Origin of the sequence: Streptomyces hawaiiensis (assembly GCF_004803895.1) — a bacterium.
GTDB classification, from domain to species: domain Bacteria; phylum Actinomycetota; class Actinomycetes; order Streptomycetales; family Streptomycetaceae; genus Streptomyces; species Streptomyces hawaiiensis.
In genome coordinates this window covers 415,523-435,547 of record NZ_CP021978.1, presented here as the reverse complement: position 1 = coordinate 435,547, position 20,025 = coordinate 415,523, and the positions used below count along the sequence as shown (strand labels likewise).

17 protein-coding genes and 3 pseudogenes are annotated in these 20,025 nt (G+C 72.8%); 10 read left to right on the top strand and 10 right to left on the bottom strand.

Going from position 1 to position 20,025, the window contains the following annotated elements:
• The first annotated feature begins 15 nt into the window (after window positions 1-15).
• Complete coding sequence (locus CEB94_RS02050; RefSeq protein ID WP_175430506.1) at window positions 16-2,148, top strand: SpoIIE family protein phosphatase; 2,133 nt, start codon at window positions 16-18, stop codon at window positions 2,146-2,148.
• Between the two features lie 22 nt (window positions 2,149-2,170).
• On the opposite strand, the gene CEB94_RS02045 is transcribed toward CEB94_RS02050, so the two are convergent.
• Both CEB94_RS02045 and CEB94_RS02040 read right to left on the bottom strand, forming a co-directional pair.
• Window positions 2,171-2,836 carry a GAF and ANTAR domain-containing protein gene (locus CEB94_RS02045; RefSeq protein WP_381106981.1) on the bottom strand — a complete coding sequence of 222 codons (666 nt, stop codon included), beginning with the start codon at window positions 2,834-2,836 and terminating at the stop codon, window positions 2,171-2,173.
• A gap of 141 nt (window positions 2,837-2,977) precedes the next feature.
• Complete coding sequence (locus CEB94_RS02040; RefSeq protein ID WP_175430505.1) at window positions 2,978-5,545, bottom strand: SpoIIE family protein phosphatase; 2,568 nt, start codon at window positions 5,543-5,545, stop codon at window positions 2,978-2,980.
• Between the two features lie 149 nt (window positions 5,546-5,694).
• Between CEB94_RS02040 and CEB94_RS02035 the strand changes: the two genes are divergently transcribed.
• On the top strand, window positions 5,695-6,285 hold the full coding sequence (locus CEB94_RS02035) for an AMIN-like domain-containing (lipo)protein (protein ID WP_175430504.1): 591 nt from the start codon (window positions 5,695-5,697) through the stop codon (window positions 6,283-6,285).
• A 45-nt stretch (window positions 6,286-6,330) separates the two neighbouring features.
• Here the strand turns inward: CEB94_RS02035 and CEB94_RS02030 are convergent, their stop codons facing one another.
• The 3 genes from CEB94_RS02030 to CEB94_RS02020 all read right to left on the bottom strand — a co-directional run bounded on the left by CEB94_RS02030 (window position 6,331) and on the right by CEB94_RS02020 (window position 8,803).
• Window positions 6,331-7,434 carry a GNAT family N-acetyltransferase gene (locus CEB94_RS02030; protein ID WP_175430503.1) on the bottom strand — a complete coding sequence of 368 codons (1,104 nt, stop codon included), beginning with the start codon at window positions 7,432-7,434 and terminating at the stop codon, window positions 6,331-6,333.
• Window positions 7,435-7,531: 97 nt separating this feature from the next.
• The gene (locus CEB94_RS02025) at window positions 7,532-7,915 is read right to left on the bottom strand and encodes a hypothetical protein (RefSeq protein ID WP_246111682.1); all 384 of its coding nucleotides are present in this window, start codon (window positions 7,913-7,915) and stop codon (window positions 7,532-7,534) included.
• 207 nt (window positions 7,916-8,122) lie between these two features.
• Window positions 8,123-8,803, bottom strand: a complete 681-nt coding sequence (locus tag CEB94_RS02020; protein ID WP_175430502.1) for a hypothetical protein — start codon at window positions 8,801-8,803, stop codon at window positions 8,123-8,125.
• Window positions 8,804-9,182: 379 nt separating this feature from the next.
• Here CEB94_RS02020 and CEB94_RS02015 point away from each other — a divergent pair, with 379 nt between their 5' ends.
• Window positions 9,183-10,523, top strand: coding sequence for a diacylglycerol/lipid kinase family protein (locus CEB94_RS02015; RefSeq protein WP_381106943.1), 1,341 nt, complete (start codon window positions 9,183-9,185; stop codon window positions 10,521-10,523).
• A 74-nt stretch (window positions 10,524-10,597) separates the two neighbouring features.
• Here CEB94_RS02015 and CEB94_RS02010 read toward each other — a convergent pair whose 3' ends face one another.
• On the bottom strand, window positions 10,598-10,924 hold the full coding sequence (locus CEB94_RS02010; RefSeq protein WP_175430500.1) for an antibiotic biosynthesis monooxygenase family protein: 327 nt from the start codon (window positions 10,922-10,924) through the stop codon (window positions 10,598-10,600).
• Window positions 10,925-11,040: 116 nt separating this feature from the next.
• On the opposite strand from CEB94_RS02010, the gene CEB94_RS02005 reads away from it, so the two are divergent.
• Window positions 11,041-11,991: a TIGR01777 family oxidoreductase gene (locus CEB94_RS02005; RefSeq protein ID WP_175430499.1), complete on the top strand. Its 951-nt coding sequence runs from the start codon at window positions 11,041-11,043 to the stop codon at window positions 11,989-11,991.
• A gap of 7 nt (window positions 11,992-11,998) precedes the next feature.
• Here CEB94_RS02005 and CEB94_RS02000 read toward each other — a convergent pair whose 3' ends face one another.
• Together CEB94_RS02000 and CEB94_RS01995 are read right to left on the bottom strand one after the other, a co-directional pair.
• The gene (locus CEB94_RS02000; protein ID WP_175430498.1) at window positions 11,999-12,865 is read right to left on the bottom strand and encodes an SCO4651 family lipoprotein; all 867 of its coding nucleotides are present in this window, start codon (window positions 12,863-12,865) and stop codon (window positions 11,999-12,001) included.
• A gap of 109 nt (window positions 12,866-12,974) precedes the next feature.
• A complete protein-coding gene (locus tag CEB94_RS01995) occupies window positions 12,975-13,121 on the bottom strand; it encodes a hypothetical protein (protein WP_175430497.1) in 147 nt (48 codons plus the stop codon).
• Between the two features lie 138 nt (window positions 13,122-13,259).
• Between CEB94_RS01995 and CEB94_RS01990 the strand changes: the two genes are divergently transcribed.
• Window positions 13,260-13,688, top strand: a complete 429-nt coding sequence (locus CEB94_RS01990; protein WP_175430496.1) for a hypothetical protein — start codon at window positions 13,260-13,262, stop codon at window positions 13,686-13,688.
• A 229-nt stretch (window positions 13,689-13,917) separates the two neighbouring features.
• The gene (gene pgm / locus CEB94_RS01985) at window positions 13,918-15,558 is read left to right on the top strand and encodes a phosphoglucomutase (alpha-D-glucose-1,6-bisphosphate-dependent) (RefSeq protein ID WP_175430495.1); all 1,641 of its coding nucleotides are present in this window, start codon (window positions 13,918-13,920) and stop codon (window positions 15,556-15,558) included.
• A gap of 108 nt (window positions 15,559-15,666) precedes the next feature.
• On the opposite strand, the pseudogene CEB94_RS42125 reads toward pgm, so the two are convergent.
• Window positions 15,667-15,735: pseudogene (locus CEB94_RS42125) on the bottom strand (hypothetical protein); the annotation flags it as partial.
• A gap of 158 nt (window positions 15,736-15,893) precedes the next feature.
• Here CEB94_RS42125 and CEB94_RS01980 point away from each other — a divergent pair.
• The 3 genes from CEB94_RS01980 (at window position 15,894) to CEB94_RS01970 (ending at window position 18,247) form a co-directional block, all read left to right on the top strand.
• Entirely contained in the window at window positions 15,894-16,181 is a 288-nt protein-coding gene (locus CEB94_RS01980; RefSeq protein ID WP_175430494.1) for a zinc-ribbon domain-containing protein, read from the top strand.
• Window positions 16,182-16,521: 340 nt separating this feature from the next.
• The gene (locus CEB94_RS01975; RefSeq protein ID WP_175430493.1) at window positions 16,522-17,007 is read left to right on the top strand and encodes an SRPBCC family protein; all 486 of its coding nucleotides are present in this window, start codon (window positions 16,522-16,524) and stop codon (window positions 17,005-17,007) included.
• A 232-nt stretch (window positions 17,008-17,239) separates the two neighbouring features.
• The gene (locus CEB94_RS01970; protein ID WP_175430492.1) at window positions 17,240-18,247 is read left to right on the top strand and encodes a trypsin-like serine peptidase; all 1,008 of its coding nucleotides are present in this window, start codon (window positions 17,240-17,242) and stop codon (window positions 18,245-18,247) included.
• Between the two features lie 477 nt (window positions 18,248-18,724).
• Here the strand turns inward: CEB94_RS01970 and CEB94_RS01965 are convergent.
• Window positions 18,725-19,123: pseudogene (locus CEB94_RS01965) on the bottom strand (protein translocase subunit SecD); the annotation flags it as partial.
• A 151-nt stretch (window positions 19,124-19,274) separates the two neighbouring features.
• Here CEB94_RS01965 and CEB94_RS01960 point away from each other — a divergent pair.
• Window positions 19,275-19,989: pseudogene (locus CEB94_RS01960) on the top strand (hypothetical protein).
• Window positions 19,990-20,025: the final 36 nt, after the last annotated feature.

Sequence of the window (20,025 nt, the reverse complement as noted above, 5' to 3'; positions counted from 1 at the left end):
GAGCGGGAGGACACCATGCCCGTGAGCGACGAGCACCCCGGCGGCGCCGGATCGCTGGACGACGCCCTGGGGGCGGCCCTGGCCGAGACCGTGCGCGGTACCGGTGCCTCGATCGGCGGCCTCTACCTCATCGAGGAGGCGGAGCCGGTGCTGCGCCTGGTGGCCCTGTGCGGTCTGCCGGTGGCCTTCACCGCCCCCTGGCAGCGGCTGCCCTTGACCGCACCCGTCCCGGTCGCCGACGCGATCCACGACGACGCACTGGTCAGCGTCGCCTGCCAGGACGAGATGGCCCGCCGCTACCCCCGCGCCGCCGCCGTCCTGCCCTACCCGTTCGCCCTGGCCGCCGTCCCGCTGACCGGCGTACGACGCTCCTGGGGCGGCCTCGTGCTGATGTGGCCCGCGAGCCGGCCGCGCCGGGTCACGCCACGCGAACGCGGTCACCTCACCTCCAGTGCCCGCCGCATGGCCCGCCTCCTGGACGACGCCGCCCAGCCGCCGTCCCTGCCCGACCTGCCGCGCGTCGTCCCCGTCGACGCCACACGCCACCCCGGGCAGACCGGTCTGGCCGCCGCCGACTACCTCGAACGCCTCCCCGAGGGCGCCTTGGCCCTCGACCTGGAGGGCCGCATCACCTTCGTCACCGCCACCGCGGCCCGCCTGCTCGGCCGTGGCGCCGACCGGCTCCTGGGCACCCGGCCCTGGCAGTCCCTGCCCTGGCTCGACGACCCCGTCTACGAGGACCACTACCGCACGGCGCTCGTCAGCCGCGCCCCCGTCTCCTTCACCGCGCCCCGCCCATCGGACCAGCCGCTGACCTTCCAGCTCTACCCCGACACCAGCGGCATCAGCGTCCGCGTGCTGCCGAGCGCGGAGCAGGCCGAGGACCCGCCGCCCGCCGGCGCACGGCCGCCCGTCGCGGCACCGACGGGACGCCTCTACCAACTCGTGCACCTGGCGGCCGCGCTCACCGAGGCGGTGACCGTGCGCGATCTCGTCACACTGATCGCCCACCAGATCCTGCCCGCGTTCGGCGCCCAGGGCCTGGTGCTGTCCGGCGTCGACGCCGGACGGCTGAAGATCACCGGCTACCACGGCTACCCGGCCGACGTCATGGAGCGGCTCGACGCCCTGTCCCTGGACACTGACCTCACTCCCGCCGGCCAGGTCCTCGCCAGCGGCACCCCCGCCTTCTTCGCCCACCCCGCCGAGCTGGCCGCCAGCTACCCCGAAGCACCCCAGATCAGCGGCAAGCAGGCCTGGGCGTTCCTGCCCCTGATCATCTCCGGCCGGCCCGTCGGCTGCTGCATCCTGTCCTACGCCCGGCCGCACACCTTCACCGCCGACGAACGCGCCGTCCTCACCTCACTGTCCGGCCTGATCGCCCAGGCCCTCGACCGCGCCCGCCTCTACGACACCAAACACCGGCTCGTGCACGAACTGCAGAGCGCCCTGCTGCCCCGGGCCCTGCCGCGGCTGCCCGGCCTCGACGTCGCCGCCCGCTACCTGCCCGCCGGCCACGGCACCGAGGTCGGCGGGGACTTCTTCGACATCCTGCGCCTGAACGACACGACCGCGGCCGCCGTCATCGGCGACGTGGAAGGCCACAGCGTCGCCGCTGCCGCCCTCATGGGCCAGGTCCGCACCGCCATCCACGCCCACGCCACCGCCGGCGCCGCACCCGGCCAGGTCCTCGCCCGCACCAACCGGCTTCTGGCCGACCTCGACTCCGAACTGCTCGTCTCCTGCCTCTACGTCCACCTCGACCTGGGCCGCCACCAGGCGTCCTTCGCCAGCGCGGGGCATGTGCCGCCGCTGCTGCGCCACGCGCGGCAGCCCGCCGGGGTCCTCGACGTCGAGCCCGGCCCGCTGCTGGGCATCGACACCGGCGCGCACTACCCGGTCACCACCGTGCCCCTGCTCCCCGGCACGACCCTCGCCCTCTACACCGACGGCCTGGTCGAACTCCCCGGCACCGACGTCACGCGCACCACGACCGACCTCGCCGGGCACCTGGACACCGCCGACGGGCACGACCTGGAACGGCTCATCGACGGGCTCGTCCGCCACACCACACCCACCGGACAGCACACCGACGACATCGCGGTACTCCTCCTGCGCGCCTCCCGCCCGCGCGACAAACCGGCGTGAGAGCGCCGCCCGAACCGACCCGTCAGACCTGGCCCGGGTAGTCGGCCCGGACCCGCCGGGCCACATCGCGCAGCTTGAGGTTGTGGTCCTGGGAGATGCGCCGCAGCACGCCGAAGGCATCGTCCTCGCTCAACTGATGGCGTTCCATCAGGATGCCCATGGCCTCGCCGATGGCGTGCCGGGTCTCCAGGGCGTGCTCGAGCTGGTCGACGGTACGGGCGGTGGCCAGCGCCACCGCGGCATGCGAGGCGAGCAGCCAGCCCGCGGCCTCGATGTCCGCGCCGAAGGCCCCGGGGCGGCGCGAGTACAGATTCAGCGCGCCGAAGTTCTCTTCCTCGGTGTAGAGCAGAACGCCGGTCATGCTGCCGATCCCGAGGTCGCGGGCGGCCTTGCTGTATCGCGGCCAGGAAGGCTGCGGCCGGGTCATGTCGGCGATACGGAACAGCCGCTCGCCGTCCACGCGGCGGGCGGCGTCGAAGCACGGCCCCTCGCCGAGCTCGCCTTGGAGCCGGTCCGACTCCGCGACGATGTCTCCGCACACGGCCAGCGTCACGGCCCGGCCCTTGGAGACCGTCAGGATCCCCGCCGCGTCGCACCCCTCGACCAGTTTCACCGCGGACGCCGCGATCGCGTCAAGCGTCGCCTGGACCGAATCCTGCGCGACCAGATCCCGGGCGAGCTGCGCCATCTGCTCGGCGTACCGCTGCCACTCCACCACCACCACCGCCTTGCTCGCCGGTGCCGCCCACGGTACTCCGCACCGCTTCGTACGGCCGTTCGTCCGATCAGCCGGGCACCGGGCGGCATGCCCGGGAGCCGAGTGCCGCGATCACCGGTACGCCGTCAGCAGCAGCGCCACGTCGTCCGGCCGCTCCCGGGCCTGCCGTGCGGTCCCCACCAGCCGGTCGGCGAGATGCTCCACCGAGTCGGCCGGGGTCTCGGACAGCCGGCGGCGGACCGCGTCGATGCCCGTCTCGATGTCGCTGCCGGGCCGCTCCACCAGCCCGTCGGTGTACAGGGCGAGAACGCTGCCGGGGGCCAGGGTGAGCGCGGTGACGGGGTACACCGAGTCGGGCTGCACGCCCAGCATGACGCCGCCCGCGAGATCCAGCGTCTCGGCCCGCCCGTCGGGGTGGCGCAGCAGCGGCGGGGGATGGCCGGCCCGCACGGCGAGGGCCCGTCCGGTCCGCGGGTCGAGTTCGATGTAGCAGCAGGTGGCGAAGACGTCCGACTCCAGCTCGGTCAGCAGCCGGTTGGTGTGCGTGATGACCTCCTGCGGCGGGCGCTCGCTCGCGGCGAAGGCGTGCACCGCGCTGCGCAGCTGCCCCATCACCGCGGCGGCGCCGACGCTGTGGCCCTCGACGTCCCCGATGACCAGGGCCACGCCACGGCCGGTGGTGATCACGTCGTACCAGTCGCCGCCGATCGCCATGCCCTGCGTGCCGGGCAGATAGCGGCCGGTGGTGCGCAGGCCCTCGACGGCGGGCAGCCGGTGCGGCAGCAGCCCCTCCTGGAGGCCGCGGGCGACTGCGGACTCCGAGTCGTAGAGCCGGGCCCGCTCCATCGCCTGGGCGGCCAGGCCGCTCAGGGCGGTGAGGGCGGAGCGCTCGTCGGGGGTGAAGCGGTGCGGGGTGTCCCAGCCGAGGATGCAGGAGCCGACGGAACGACCGGAGGCGATCAGCGGCAGGAACGACCAGGCGTTCATACGGTCCAGGGTGATGCCGGGATAGGCGAGGGAGAGGTCCTCGGGCGACTCGAAGAAGAGGGGGAGCCGCGTGGTCAGCGCGTGGACGCCGGGCAGCTGCGTGTCGAGGGTGACGCCTTCGAAGGGGGTGAGGAAGCCCTCCGGGTATCCCGACTCCCACAGCAGGTACATCCGGCCCTCGCGGACGGTGTACAAAGCCAGTTCCCGGGCGCCGAAGGCGGGCAGCAACTGCTCGGACACGGCCCGGCAGACGTCCTGCACGGTGACCGCCTCGGTGAGGACGCTCGCCATCTGCACCACGTGGTAGAGCGCTCCGGCACGAGCGGCGGCGACCGGGCCGGGCGGGGGCGTGACGGCCATGACGTCGAGACCGGTGGCGGAACCGGCCTCCGGCCCCTGGTCGGCCCCGGTGGGCGGCCCGGTCGGAAAGACCCGGCCGGTCAGCCCGTGCACGTCCGGGTACAGCACGAAGCTCAGCCAGATCCCGTCGGGATGCCGGACGAGGAAGGACACCTGCTCCTGCGACAGCATCGCGGCCCGGTAGCGGTCCTCGTACGCGGGGTCCCGGAGCCAGGTGATCACCTCCCACGGATAGCGGCCGAAAAGCTCCTCCCGGCCGCAGCCCAGCAGCTCCTCGCAGCGGCGGTTGGCATACGTCAGGCGGCCGTCCTGGTCCAGCGAGAAGAGCCCGTCGGGCAGCCGCTCGGCCGCTTCGGCCGCGGTGAGTCCGCTGCCCGCGTCCACGAGGGCGCCCACCAGGATTCGCCCGGAGCCGGCGCCGCCGTGCACGAGGTGGCCCCACAGTTCGACCGGCCGGTAGCCGGTGTTCCCCTCGCCCCTGGACTCGTCCCGCACCCGGAAGTGCCGGGACCTGACCCGTCCGCCGGCCAGCGCGTCGTGCCGGCTCTCCCGCAGCTCGTGCAGGTCGTCGGGGCTGACTCGGGCTTCGATGTCCGCGATGGTGCCGCCGTAGCCCGCCCGGTCGATGCCCAGCAGTTCGAGGGCCTCGTCGTCCGCCGTGCACCGGTCGCTGTCCAGGTCCCAGTCGATGAGCCCGACCCGGACCGGGTGGGCGGCGGAGGTGGGCAGCCGCACGCTGATCGGCTCGTCGTCGTACTCGACGCGGTGGGCGGCGGAGCCCGGGCCGGGCCGGCGTGGGGCGAGGCGGTCGAGGCCCTCTTCCATGGCCCGCTCGGCGGGTCGCAGCGCCAGATCCACCGTCTCCGCGTCCATCGGCGGCCGGGCGGCCGAGCGCAGCACGACCAGGACGCCCACGGTCTCGCCGCCGGAGCGGACGGGCTGGTAGGCGGAGCCGAACGAGTAGGGCAGCCCGGCGGTGAAGTGCGGGAAGCGCACCATGCTGGCGCGCTCGTCCGGCAGCCACAGTGTCTCCTCGCGCCGGTAGGCCTCCGCCATGGGCAGAGCACCGCCCACCGGCACCCGCCACCAGCTCTTGAGCAGCGAGCGGGGCACCCCGGTGACCATCGCGAGGACCAGCGAGCGCCGGTCGCGGGAGCGCAGGTACACCAGTCCGCCGTAGCCGTCGAGGTCCCGCACGGCTTCCACCAGCGGAGCCGTCAGGGCATCCTCGATCCGGCCCGTGTCCCCGCTCGGGACCCGGCCGTCAGCCCCGTCCCGGCGCCGGCCACCGGCTGACCGTGGCCCGTCCGGTACGGCGGCTGCCTCATCCATGTCGCGTCCTCCCGGTACGGACGCACCGGACACCAATCGCTCCCCACCAGGATGTGCCATGCTCGGCGGTCCGGCGCGGTAAGTGCAACCTTTCGGTCCCCCCGGCCGTCTCACCCGGCAACAACCACATGCAAGCCTCGGGGGCGGCAATGGTACGAATCAGAAGAGCATGCGCGACTCTCGCGCTCGTGGGCGCGACGGTAGCAGTGGCGGCGGTCCCGGCCGGCGCCGCACAGGTCACCACCGCGCGGTCCACCACACAGGCCACGGCGTGTCCGACCGGCTGGGGAAGCCTCGCCAAGTCCGACGCCGCCTCCGCGGTCGCTTCGGTGACGAACGTCAGGACCGGCCGTCACACCTGCTTCGACCGGATGGTCGTCGACGTGCCCGGCGCGGGCAGCGGCGTCGGCTACACCGTCCAGTACGTCGAGCGGCTCTACCAGGACGGCTCCGGCCGCCACATCCCCGTGGCCGGCGGAGCCGTCCTCGAGGTGCGGGTGACCGCGCCCGCGTACGACCCGGAGACCGGCGCGGCCACGTACCCGGGCCGGGTGGCGCGCCCGCTGCCGGGCGTGGACCTCACCGGTTACCGCACCTTCCGGGACACCCGGTTCGCCGGCAGCTTCGAGGGCGACACCCAGATCGGCCTCGGCGTCCGCGCCCGGCTGCCCTTCCGGGTGCAGCAGCTGGACGACCGCGTCATCGTGGACGTCGCCCACAGCTGGACCGCCACGGGCTGACCGGACCACACCGCGCCCGGCTCCCCGGAGCCGGGCGCGCCGGTCTCAGCCACCGCGCAGCCGGCCCACTTCCTCAAGGGTCCGCGCCGCCGCACCGGCCAGGCGGGGCCGGTTGCGGACGAAGCGCCGGGCCGCCCGGGCGGGCTCCCGGCCCAGCCAGTGAGCGGCTCCCCCCGGCACCGCCCGTACCACCGCTCCTTCGTACACGCGCAGGTCACGTGTCTTGAGCGACTCCTTGTAGCGGGCCGGACCGCTGCCCAGGTCTAGGGTCTCGATGCCGTCGGCCGCCGCGGCCTGAAGCATCTTCAACTGCAGCACGAGACCGGGGGAGTACTTGGCGTAGGCGCGGTCGTAGGCCGGGAACCACCAGGACAGCACCGTGCGCGACCGCAGCCCGAAGTGCGCGGCCACCGGCCGGCCCGCGGTGTACAGCACGGACAGCACGCCGCGGCACTCCGGTTCCTCGCTCTCCCCGAGCAGCCCCACCAGCCGGGTGATCCACTCCTGGGCGAACCGGTCCCGCCGGCCGGTCCGCCGGTACTGTGCCGACTTCCACTCCATCAGCGCCCGCAGCGCACCGGGGTCCCGGACGTCGTACACGAAGCGCACCTCGCCGACCTGCCGGACCAGCTTGCGCTCCTTGGCCAGGGTCTGTCTGAGGAAACCCGGCGACTGCGCCCGCAGCCGTCGCGTGTACGCCTCGAACCCCTCGCCGATGTCGACGACCGGGGAGGGGAGCTCCTCGGCCGCGTGCGGCACGAACGCACCCTGACCGGCTTCGAGGTTGTCGAACTCGAAGGACGACAGCCCGCAGACCCGTAACAACCGGCGTGCGTCCAGCCGGATCCCGGGGCGCAGCACGGCCCCCTGACTGTCGGACACTCCCAGTCCGATGGCCCGGCCCCGCCCCAGCGTCCCGGTCTCGTAGGGGAAGAACCCCACCGGGGCACCGTCGTCCTGCAACACCGCCACTCTGGCCCCCCGCCTGACCTGCCCCACCGCCATGGTGAACGCCGGGTCGAGGAAGGGATTCGCCGGGGCGCCGGACTCCGTCCGGATCTCCCGCCACATCTTCTGGTCGTTCGGGCCCAGTTCGTGCGGCCGCAGAACGAGAACGCGCTTTCCAGGCAACTCTGCCTCCTGTGTCATCGGCGTGGGGACACACGAAGGCCTGCACATCGCCGTGTACCGGCACCGGGCAGTACTCGGGCCGCACGGCGCAGGCCCTGGTCGGTACTGCCGTCACTCAGCAGCGAAACGTCTGCAACCGGGCAGCGCTCGGGGCGGAACGGACCGCTCCCGCACCCGGGCCCGTCCCCGCCGCACACAGGTGCGTACGCCCCTGGCCCACCACGGCCGCCCCGGTCACCGCCGGGCTCACCCCGGCAGCGCCCGCGGCCCGCGGCGTCCGCGCCGCGAGCTGCCGCCCGGACGGCTCCTTCTCACACGGACACGGCTCTTCGGCCCCTTCGGCCCGGGCACCCGAAGCCGCGTGCGACTGCGTCGCGTCCGCCGCCGCCGTGACGGCCACGGCCGAGCGCCCGTCGCCCGCGAATCCGGGGACGACGAGTTGCAGCAACAGCAGGCAGACCACCAGGCCCACCGCCGCTGCCCAACGTCGCCGCACCATCAGACCCCCGACCTGCGTTCCGGCGGGGGAGTACGGAGTGGACTCGACCCCCAGGGCCGGCGCCGGACCAGGCCCCCCACACGGCCGGCTGCGCCTTCCAGTAGGCCGAGCCCGACTCCGCCTCGTCAAGCCCTGGTGTGACGATTCGTCCCACTCGGCCGCTTGCCGCCGGAAATCCAACGGAAAGCGCTGCCGTCCAGCGGGTGCTCAGCCCCCGGCGTTCAGCACCTCGCCCGGCCTCGGCGACCGCAAATTCAGCGGCTCGTCGAATCCGCTGAACGACGTGGTGGTGTGCTGCGCGGCGCTCTTGTACACCGTCTTGAGCAGATACGGCTCGCCCTCCTCGGCCACGTAGAAGGTGTACGTCCCTTCCTTGTCCGCCTTGTCGGTCACGATCAGCTGGACGGCCTTCGTGCCCCCGACGCGGGCCGAGTCGCCCTTCCTCGCCGTGCCGAACGAGTCGAAGGGCCGTTTGCAGGAGGTGAGTCCGTCGCCGCCCGAAGACGCCGGGTCCACGGGCGTCTTCACCCACAGCTTCTGTTCGCTGGTGACGCCCGGGTTCTTCTTCCACTTCTGCAGATAGGCGCGGTTCGGACGGACGTAGTCGGTCTTGTCCAGACGGATCTGCTCCAGGGCGCCGCCGCCGGACCAGGTGGTCTTGGACCTGCACCGGCCGTCCAGATCGGTCACGAGGTGGCTGGTGACCGTGCCGCCGCTCGTGGTGCGGTTGGTGATGTCCACGGTGACGGAGTCGAGCTTGCGCATCGTCGCGTTGGCCTCGTCGAGGATGTCGCCGGCGGATCTGTCGTCGCCGGAGCCGCCGGCTCCGCACCCGGCCAGGGCCCCGCTCGCCAGCAGGCAGAGCGCGGTCGTCGTCACGGTAGCCATGGCCCGCACGGAGCCCCCTGTTGTTCGTGTCGGCCGGTGATCAGCAGAGGAGCCTACCGGCTCGCCTCGGCGTCAGGTCTCCTGGACCGGCTCGACTCCCACTTCATCGTCCGTCGGCGATGCAGGCCACCTCGTCGTCGGGAGGCGAGCGCGCATGCCGATGCGCCCCGGCGCGCGGAACCGCGCCCAGGAGGCCGCGTACGCTACCGATGGCTCCGCCCTCAGGGATCTTCACGTCTGACGTGCCCGGCGGCAGGGGAGCCATCCAGGATGGCAGTGGCAGAGCCGACGCGTCGGCGGGCACCATGGTCACGGCCGGGCGCGGTCCCGGGAGTCGGCCCGCGCCGGCCTTCGAGCGGAGGACGAGATGGAATCGGCGATGGACGAACGGTTTCACCGCCGGCAGAGATGGGCCGCCAGGGGCGCCCTGGCCGCGGCCGCCCTGGCGGCCTTGCTGCCGCTCTTCTCCGGCGGTCTGCGAGGGCTGCTCCTGCTCGTGGCGGGCCTCGCGGGACTCGCCCTGACCGCTGCCGCGCTCTGGTGGGTCCTGTCCCGGCGGGGAGCGGTCCGCATCGCGTCGGCCGCGCTCGCCGTCGTCGCACCCGTCGGCCTCATCACCCTCTTCGCCGCCGCGAATCTGCTCTGGGTGGTCTTCCTGTCCCTGCTCCTGTGGTGCGGGGCGGTCTGGAGCGGCCGCTACGCCCTGCGCAGCACGGGCCTGCGGCCCGTACGGGTCAAGGAATACCGCACCCCACCGCCGCTGCACCCCTTCCTGCTGCTCAATCCGCGCTCCGGCGGCGGCAAGGTCGAGAAGTTCAACCTGCGGGAGAAGGCCGAGGCGCTGGGCGCCCGGGTCGTCCTGCTCGACCCGGGCCGGCAGCACGACGTCACCGCCCTGGCCAAAGCCGCCGTGGCCGACGGAGCGGACCTCCTGGGCGTCGCGGGCGGCGACGGTACCCAGGCGCTGGTCGCCGCCGTCGCCGCGGAACACGGCCTGCCCTTCCTCGTCATCGCCGCCGGCACGCGCAATCACTTCGCCATGGACCTGGGCCTGGACCGGGACGACCCCTCCACCTGCCTCGACGCCCTCACCGACGGCGTCGAACTCCGCGTCGACCTCGGGTTCGCCGAGGACCGCCCGTTCGTCAACAACGCCTCGTTCGGCGTGTACGGGGCCGTCGTCCAAAGCCCCGGCTACCGCGAGGACAAGGTGGGCGCGGCCCTGGAACGACTGCCCGACCTGCTCACCCGGCAGAGCGGCCCGCGCCTGACGGCCACCGCCGACGGCATCACCGTCGCCGACCCGCAGGCGATCCTGGTCAGCAACAACGCCTACCGCATGGACGACCCCTTCGGCTTCGGCCGGCGCGAGCGGCTCAACTCCGGGCGGCTGGGCGTGCTGGCCGTCCGCGTGGACAGTGCCGTGGAAGCGGCCGAACTCCTGCTGTCCCCGCGCCCGGAGGGACTCACCGTGCTCACCGCCCAGCACGTCGTCGTCGACGCCGACGAACCGCAGCTGGAGGTCGGCCTCGACGGCGAGGCGCTCACCATGGCCGCCCCCGTCCACTGCCGCATCGCACGCCGCGCCCTGCGTGTCCGGGTGCCCCGCAACCGCCCCGGAGTCCCCGAGGCGCCTCCGCGTCTCGACTGGCGCCGGCTGCGCAAGCTGGCGGCCGCGGTCGGCCGCACCGCCGTGCCCACGCGTTCCCGGCGCACCTGAGCGCCGTCACGGCCGTCATGTACGAGGTCCCCCATGCGATGCGGCATGGGGGACCTCGTACGGTGCGCTGTCGCTCACGCCACCTTCGGCCCGGCCTGCTGCACCACCTCGAAGGACCACAGGGTCGAGCCGCTCGCCGCGGGCTTCGGCCGTTCGCCGCCCTCGCCGCCGCCCTGGTGCGCGGACTTCATCGGCCCCTCCATCCAGGCCTGGAACGACTCCTCGTCACGCCACCGGGTGTAGACGAGGTAGGTGTCGGTGCCCTCCACCGGGCGGAGCAGCTCGAACCACTCGAACCCGTCGGAGTTCTCCACGGCGTGCGCGCGGGAGGCGAACCGCTTCTCCAGCGTCTCCCGCTGCTCGGCGGGCACGGTCAGCACGTTGATCTTGACTACGCTCATGGGCCCCATCTTGCCCGATGGCGCATGTGGGCAGGGTGAGCCTCCCCGCTCCCAGCGTTTTGAACGCGTTCAAATATGGGCTAGGGTCACTCTCACACCTCGAGGGGGAGACCTTCATGAAGTTCGTGATACCCGGCGGCACCGGACAGGTCGGCACCGTCCTCAAGGGCGCGCTGAGCGCGGCCGGACATGACGTCGTGGTGCTCAGCAGGCACCCCGCCGGGCCCGGCGAAGTGCACTGGGACGGCGCGACCCCGGGCCCCTGGGTGGCCGAGATCGACGGCAGCGATGTCGTGGTCAACCTGGCCGGCCGGAGCGTGAACTGCCGCTACACGCCCGCCAACCTCCGGCAGATGATGGACTCGCGGGTCCACTCCGCCCGGGTCGTGGGCGAGGCGATCGCCGCGGCGGGCCGGCCGCCCCGGGTCTGGCTGCAGATGAGCACCGCGACCGTGTACGCCCACCGCTTCGACGCGGCCAACGACGAGGCCACCGGCGTGATCGGCGGCACCGAACCCGATGTCCCGGGCTACTGGGGGTACAGCGTCGACATCGCCAAGGCCTGGGAGCGGGAGCAGGAGAGGGCCGGCACCCCGCACACGCGGAAGGTGGCCCTGCGTGCCGCCATGGTGATGAGCCCGGACCGCGGCGGCGTCTTCGACGTCCTGCTGCGGCTGGCCCGGCTCGGCCTCGGCGGCCCCGTGGGCGGTGGCGCCCAGTACGTGTCCTGGATCCACGACCGGGACTTCGTCCGGGCGGTCGAGTTCCTGGTCGCCCGGGACGACATCGAGGGCCCGGTCAATCTCGCCGCTCCCGGGCCCCTGCCGCAGCGCGCCTTCATGCGCGACCTGCGCGCCGCGTGGGGCGTCCCGGTGGGCCTGCCCGCGACGCGCTGGATGGCGGAGATCGGCGCGTTCGTCCTGCGCTCGGACACCGAACTGCTGCTCAAGAGCCGCCGGGTCGTCCCCGGCCGCCTGCTCGAAGCGGGCTTCGCCTTCGAGTACCCCGAGTGGCCTCGGGCCGCGGAGGACCTCGTACGGCGCCTCCGCGGCCCGGCAGCGAGGTGACCTCGGGTCAGCTCTGCCGCTTGCCCTGCTCCAGCGCCTTGCCGGTCATGTCGGTGACCTGTCCGGCCGGCGGCTCGTCCGCCTCCACCTCGGTACCGAAGTCGGTGAAGTCCATGACCGTGCGCACCGTGACCTTCTCGGGCGCGGACGAGGCGTCGGTCGAGGACCGCTGGGTCGCCTCCGGGGTCTTGATGGTCATGTCGATCTGCTGACGGCGCATCCGGCCCTCGTCGTCCAGCCAGACGTCCATCGGCAGGGTCGGGCCGACCTGCTTGCGCAGGGTGTCGCCGTTGGGCAATTCGGCGATGTCGACGGAGACGCGGTAGTGCGTGGTCTGCACACCGTCGATCGTGGCCGTGCCCTTCTTGGTCACGTCCTTGTCGGTGATCGCCTTGGCGTACGCCGCGGACTGCGCCGGATCACTCATGGACCGGTCGCCCGTGCCCTGCTGTGCGACGACCTTCCCCAGGTCGATCTTGATCCAGGGCTTGCCGGCGGGCGCCTGCCCCTTGGGCAGCTTCTGGTAGAGGACCTGGTCGACAACCCGTTGCTCGATCCGCTGCCCCTGCACCGTGAGCGTCATGACGCTGTCGCCGTCGTCCAGGTCCACCGCGCCCTGCCCGTTCGCGGTCTGCGAGGCGCCCTGGGCCGAGGTCCGCACCCGCAGCTTCACCTTGGCGGTGTCCTCCTCGGCCGTCTTGTCGTAGGCCGATCGCACCGCCTGCGTGCCCTGCTCCCGCGCGCCGGCGCTCGGTGTCGCCGAGCCGCCCCGCGCGTCGTCGCCGGAGTCGCCGCAGCCGACCAGCACAGTCCCCGCCAGGACTCCGGCGACGCCTAAGGCACAGACCCGCCTGCCGTTTCCCGCCCTGCCCATCGAACCAGCTCCTCTCAGGTGCGTGTGGTGCGACCCAAGTGCCCAAGCCGGGCATGAACACACCTGTGTGTCCGAGGAGTTGGATACCGGGAGGAATGGGCGCCCGCCGTCAGCGGCGGCCCTTGAGCTTGCCGAGCAGCCGCTGGGCCTGGGCCCGCTTGCGGGGGTCGGCCGCGGCCCTCCGTGCCTGCTCCGCGGCCCGCCGCCCCTGCGGGCTCCGGGCGAACTGCTTGAGGCGATCCAGCATTCCGGCCATGACGCACCTTCCTTCCTGTAGTGATGTCGCTTGCCTGTAGTGCGCCTACCCCTTCGGCGAGGTGCTCAGGCACACCCCCGCCCGGTCGGTGCGCGACCGAATGTGTTTGCCGCCGGAGTCAGAGGCAAGTCGGTGTCCATGACTGAAGAGAACAAGCGCACGAATCAGAAGCCCACCACCGTACGGACCGCCGAGTCCAAGGCCCGCCGCACGGCGGACAAGGCGACCGCGCCGGCGTCCCAGGCGGCGAAGGGCGCCGCGGACAAGGCCGGTGAGGCGGCGTCAGCGGCCAAGTCCGGCGCGGAGCGCTCCGCCGAGACGGCGAAGGCGGCCGCGCAGACCGCGGCCAAGGGCGTCGAGGCGGGCCGCCAGGCGGTCGTCACGGCCTCCGGCCACGTCGCCACCACCGCGAAGACGGCCTGGACGGTCATCGCCCACCGCAAGATCGTGGCCGCGGGCGTCGGAGCGGGCCTGACCGCCCTGAGCGCGGCGTCCTACGCCGTCGGACGTCGTGCGGAACGCGGCGCGCACGGCCCCCTCACCCGGCTCACCGGCGGGCGGATCTGAGCACGGCCGGCGCGATGGACGTGCCGGCACGAGGGGAGCGGGCGGCGCGACGCGCCACCGGGTGGCCCGGTGGTCCGTGGCGCCGCCTCCTCGTGCCCCGTGCCGCTCCCTTCCGCGTGGTCTGGCGCACATCCGTCCCTCACCGGGGCGCCCCCCTCGCGCGTCACCGCCGTGACGAGGAAGGATGAGACCGCAAGCGAAGGATCAACCCATGCGGAGGAGCGGGCCCATGCAGCACGAGCGAGCGGGAAGTCCGGCCGGACCCGAGGATCTCGTCGATGTCGCTCGGCTGGTCACCGCGTACTACGCGCTCCGCCCCGACCTGGACGACCCGGGGCAGCGCGTCGCGTTCGGGACCTCCGGACACCGCGGATCGTCACTGGCGAGCGCGTTCAATGACGACCACATCGCCGCGACCAGCCAGGCCATCTGCGAGTACCGCGCCGGCCAGGGCATCGACGGCCCCCTCTTCCTGGGCGCCGACACCCACGCCCTCTCGGAGCCCGCGCGTGTCACCGCCCTGGAGGTGTTCGCCGCCAACGAGGTGACCGTGCTGATCGACGACGCGGACGGCTACACGCCCACCCCGGCCGTCTCGCACGCCATCCTCACCCACAACCGCGGCCGCCCCACGGGCCTCGCGGACGGCGTCGTCGTCACGCCCTCCCACAACCCGCCCGCCGACGGCGGTTTCAAGTACAACCCGCCCAGCGGAGGCCCCGCCGCCTCCGACGCGACCTCCTGGATCCAGGACCGGGCGAACGAGATCATCCGGGGCGGCCTGAAGGACGTACGGCGCGTCCCCCACGCCCGCGCCCTCGCAGCCCCCACCACCGGCCGCTACGACTTCCTCGGCACCTACGTCGCCGACCTGCCCGGCGTGCTCGACCTCGACGCGATCCGCGCGGCCGGCGTCCGCATCGGAGCCGACCCGCTCGGCGGGGCGTCGGTCGCCTACTGGGGCCGCATCGCCGAACAGCACGGCCTCGACCTGACCGTGGTCAACCCGCACACCGACCCCACCTGGCGGTTCATGACGCTGGACTGGGACGGCAAGATCCGCATGGACTGCTCGTCGCCGTACGCGATGGCCTCGCTCATCGAGCAGCGCGACCGCTTCCAGATCTCCACGGGCAACGACGCCGACGCCGACCGGCACGGCATCGTCACCCCCGACGCCGGCCTCATGAACCCCAACCACTATCTGGCCGTCGCCATCTCCTACCTCTACGCCCACCGCGACCGCTGGCCGGCCACCACCGGCATCGGCAAGACCCTGGTCTCCTCGGCCATGATCGACCGGGTCGCCGCCGACCTGGGGCGCGAGCTGGTCGAGGTGCCCGTCGGCTTCAAGTGGTTCGTGGACGGGCTCGCCGGCGGCACCATCGGCTTCGGCGGGGAGGAGTCGGCCGGGGCGTCCTTCCTGCGCCGGGACGGCTCCGTGTGGACCACCGACAAGGACGGCATCCTGCTCGCGCTGCTCGCCTCCGAGATCACGGCGGTCACGGGGAAGACGCCCTCCGAGCACTACGCGGCGCTGACCGCCCGCTTCGGTGAACCGGCGTACGCGCGCATCGACGCCCCCGCCTCCCGTGAGGAGAAGGCCCTGCTCGCCAAGCTCTCCCCGGCCCAGGTCAGCGCCGACACCCTGGCCGGGGACGCGGTCACGGCGGTGCTCACCGAGGCCCCGGGCAACGGCGCGGCCATCGGCGGCATCAAGGTGACCACGGACAACGCCTGGTTCGCGGCCCGCCCCTCGGGCACCGAGGACGTCTACAAGGTCTACGCCGAGTCCTTCCTCGGCCCCGACCACCTCGGCCGGGTCCAGGAGGAGGCCAAGGCCGTGGTGCTGACGGCCCTGTCCGGCTGACCCCGGGCACACCACAGCCCGGGCCACCCTCACGCGGCCCGGGCTGTGGCGTGTCGTGCCCTCCGGACCGTTCGCACCGTCTCCGAGGGAGCAGACCAGGAGGTAGGGGACGTTCCCGTCGGGGGTCGTGCCCCGCCAGGGCTGGACGACGAGGGAACCCAGGTCGTCGGTGGGCACGGACTGCGTTTCGGGTGAGATCGTGGTCCCGCGGAAGCGTATCGGCGCCCCGCGAGACGCCCGGCCCACCGTCACCCGACTGGACCAGCTCCCGCCGGGCACAGTGACCGCCGCGATACAGGACACTGGGTGAAGATCCGACCGGGAAGGACCGACACGTGATCATCTTCGGCACCAAGGGATATCTGTACCAGCTGGCGATACTGACGCTGGTGTGCGGGCAGTGCGGAAACCCCGCCGCCCACACGCTCAGGAAGCGCGTCACGAAGTTCACCCTGTTCTTCGTCCCGCTGTTCCCGATCTCGACGAAGTACCTGACGCAGTGCACCTTCTGCGGCACGGAACAGAAGCTGACCAAGGAGCAGGCGGAGCAGCTGCAGACCCAGAGCACGAACGGCCCGAGCGGCCAGGCACAGGGGCAGCCGCAGCAGCACGACCGGTTCTGACTCGGACACGTTCGCCGCGGCCGGGATCACCCCGGCCGCCGCCGGCCTCGTGAAGCCGCCGCGAGTCGCGGAGTGCGCCCTGTAGTTGGGGCCCGGACCCGCGCGCCGACACAGGGCGGAGCGGGTCTCCCCGGCACCGCGTGGCCCCCGAGCTCGGCCACGGCTTCCGCTCGGAAAACGGCGAGGGCCGCCGCCCCCTCCGGCCTGAGCCGTACCGGCTCGGCACTGATCACATCCGATGTGGCAACCGGAGCATCCCGGGTACTCGGTCTTCGCGGGCCCGGACCTGTGTGGGCCGATGGGCCTCCTGCAGTCGATCAGTGAAAACGGAGGCATTCAGATGAGCACCATCAAGGAAACCGTGGAAGTCGCCGTCCCCGTCCACACCGCCTACAACCAGTGGACGCAGTTCGAGGAGTTCCCGAACTTCATGGAGGGCGTCGAGGAGATCAGGCAGCTGGACGACCGCCACAACCACTGGACCACCAAGATCGGCGGGGTACGGCGCGAGTTCGACACCGAGATCGTCGACCAGCTGGCCGACGAGCGGGTCACCTGGCGCACGACCAGCGGAGACACGCACCAGAGGGGCTCCGTCCGCTTCGAGCGCCTCGATGACACCCACACCAGGGTGGAGCTCGTGATGGATGTCGAGCCCAGCGGAGCCGCGGAGAAGGCCGCGGACATGATCGGCACGATCGACCGCCGGGTGAAGGGCGACATGAAGCGCTTCAAGCAGTACATCGAGGAGCGCGGAGTCGAATCCGGCGCATGGCGCGGCCGCGTCCAGCCGGGCGGCCCCAGCGGTTCCGGCCCCATCCTCTGACCCAGGCGCGCACACTGCGAACCCGGCCTCCACGGTGAGGCCGGGTTCTTCTGTGCCCACAGGTCCCGCCCCGCGCGCAGAGAACGTGGAGTTTCGGCCAACGTCATGACATGCACCTGTCCATATCGGCCTCCTGGTGGCACGCTGCCCCCTGACCGTCCGCAGTGACACCCCTGCCTGACCGGGTGGGCGGGCTTCCCGCCGCCCGGCCCCCACAGCAGAAGGAGACCGCGTGATAGGCCGAACCCGCAGCCCACGCCCGTCCGGCGGCAGCACCCGCGTCCGCCGCTCCGCCCTCGGCGCGCTCGCCGGCGTCGCCGCGCTCCTGGCGACCGGCGTCACCGCAGCACCGGCCGGCGCCGCACCGGACCCCGGCGTGACGACGCCCTCGGCGCAGGAACGCGCCCTGGCCTTCTGGACCCCGCAGCGGATGCGCGAGGCCACCCCGCTCGACCTCCTCACCGTCGACCGCTCCGACGTACGGTCACCGGCACCCCGCAAGGGCAGGACGACGGTCGTGGCCCCCAGCGCGCCCGCCTCCGCCACGGGACCCCTGGCCTTCCCGCACGGCGGCGGACCCTGGTCCGGCGGGGGAGCGGTGGCCAAGACCGCGGGACGGGTGTTCTTCAGCTACCAGGGCCGCACCGCGTCCTGCTCCGGCAACGCCGTCACCAGCGCCAACAAGAGCACCGTCATCACCGCCGGCCACTGCGTGAAGATGGAGGGCGCCTGGCACACCAACTGGGTCTTCGTGCCCGGCTACCACGACGGGCAGCGCCCGTACGGCACCTGGACCGCGTCCAAGACCCTGTCCACGCCGCAGTGGACGGCCAGTGAGGACATCAACTACGACATCGGCGCCGCCGTCGTCGCCCCGCTGGACGGGAAGAAGCTGACCGACGTCGTCGGCGGCCAGGGCCTGGCCTTCAACACCGGCTACAACAAGGCCATGTACTCCTTCGGCTTCCCGGCCGCGGCGCCGTACGACGGTGAGAAGTTCATCTACTGCAGCGGCACCACCACCCGCGACTTCCTGCTGTCCAAGGACCACGGCCTGACCTGCAACATGACCGGCGGCTCCAGCGGAGGCCCCTGGTTCACCCAGTTCAGCGAGGCCACCGGGACCGGCCTGCAGTCCTCGGTGAACAGCTTCAAGTACAACTTCCTGCCGAACGCCATGTACGGCCCGTACTTCGGCGCGGACGCTCAGAACCTGTACCAGAGCGCCCAGTCGTCCTGATCCGCCACTCACCGGGAGCCGGGTCCTCCACCCTCACGCGTGGCGGAGGACCCGGCTCCGGGCCGTCCGGCGACGAGTCGACCGGCCCTCGCCGACAGGCGCCGCTGGCCGCGTGTGACGCGGAGAGCACGGGCGATCGGAATTCCGCGGGGATGCGTTGGGCATGCATCGATCGTTCCTGCGGGAGTCGGCGCAGCCGGACCCGGAGCGGCGCGCCGCGGCGTTGAAGGGGCTGGGGAGGGCCGGCCGGGCCGCGCACGTGCCCGTGCAGTTCGACGGCGGTTCGGGGCCGCGCGCCCGGTCGCCCTGGGGACGGCCCCGTGCGCCGTCCCCCTGCGGCGCCTCACCGCCGGGGCGCCGGCCCCCGCCCCGCGTCGCGCCACGAGCGACTCTCACCGCCGCGGCCGCGCCCGGGAGTTGGCCCTCGGCCCGGCCGAGGAGACGGTGTGGCCCCGGGCCCGGCCTCGCTGGACCGGCTCACGTCGTGACTGCTCCGCCCTGACGAGACGGCTTCACCCGGGGAAAGCGGCGGTGCAGCCCGATCGCCACGGGAGCCGCGGTGAACACCGAGGAGTACGTCCCGACGGCGAGGCCGACGAGCAGCGCCAGGGCGAAGTCCGTGAGTGAGGAGCCGCCCAGCACCGCGAGGGCGGTGAGTATGAACGCCGCGCCCATGCCGGTGTTCACGGTGCGGGGCAGGGTCTGCACGATGGCCTGGTTCACGATGCCGGGGAACGGCGACCCGAGGCCGCGCCGGTCCAGTTCCCTGACGCGGTCGAAGAGGACGACGGAGTCGTTGACGGAGTAGCCGATGACGGTGAGCAGTGCTGCCAGGAACACCCCGTCCACGGGCTTGCCCAGCCAGGCGAAGACCCCGTTGAACGTACGGATCAGCTCGGCTACCTCACCGCCGCCGGAAGCGGGCAGGCGCTGGCCGGGGCGCAGCAGGTCCACGGTGGTCATCAGCTTGGTGAGCCGGTCCAGCGGCGCCAGGCCGAGCCGCAGCAGCGCGGCGTTCGCGACGAGCATGACGCCCAGACCGCATCCCGGCACCGGCGCGGTCCACCCCGTCCAGCGCGGCACCATCATCGACACCCCGGGCTGTTCCCGGATGCTGCAGCGCCTGCTCGGCGACCGGCTGCCCAGGTTCACCCGCCCCGTGGTCATCGTCACCACGCCCGTCCTGGACGGGGTCGCCTACCGCACCCGGGCGCGCAGCGGTGGAGGTGCTGCGGCCCCGCAGCGTCCTGACCGTCCCCGGTGCCCGGAGCATCGCCCTGGCCGCGGACGTGGACATGTCCCGGCCGGTGATCGTGGTCGACATCGGCGCCCACCTCACCGAGGCGGTGCTGCTGTGCGACGGCGCCGTCACCGACGCGCACCGCAAGCCGTGGGCACCAGCGACCTCGATGAGACGACCACGCCCGAGCAGATCGTCGAAGCGGTGGTCGCGATGCTGACCGCGATCCGCCGCCACGACCGCACCACGCGGACCGCCGGTGCCCTGCGGCGCGGCATCCTCCTGGCCGGTGGGGGAGCCCTGCGCCCCCGAGATCACCCACCCCCTCACCGTCCGGCTGAAGGCACCGCTGCGGATCGTCCCGGCCCCGCACACCGCGGCCGTCCGCGGCGCCGCCATGTTCCTGCAAGCCGCCCACACCCACCCCTCGGCCTCTCCGACGCTGTTGCCGTCGTCCATGGCGGCGACTACACCGCGTGCTTGTGACTGCGACACGCCGTAGAAAAGTATGGTCGAACTCGTTTACCGAGGAGGACTT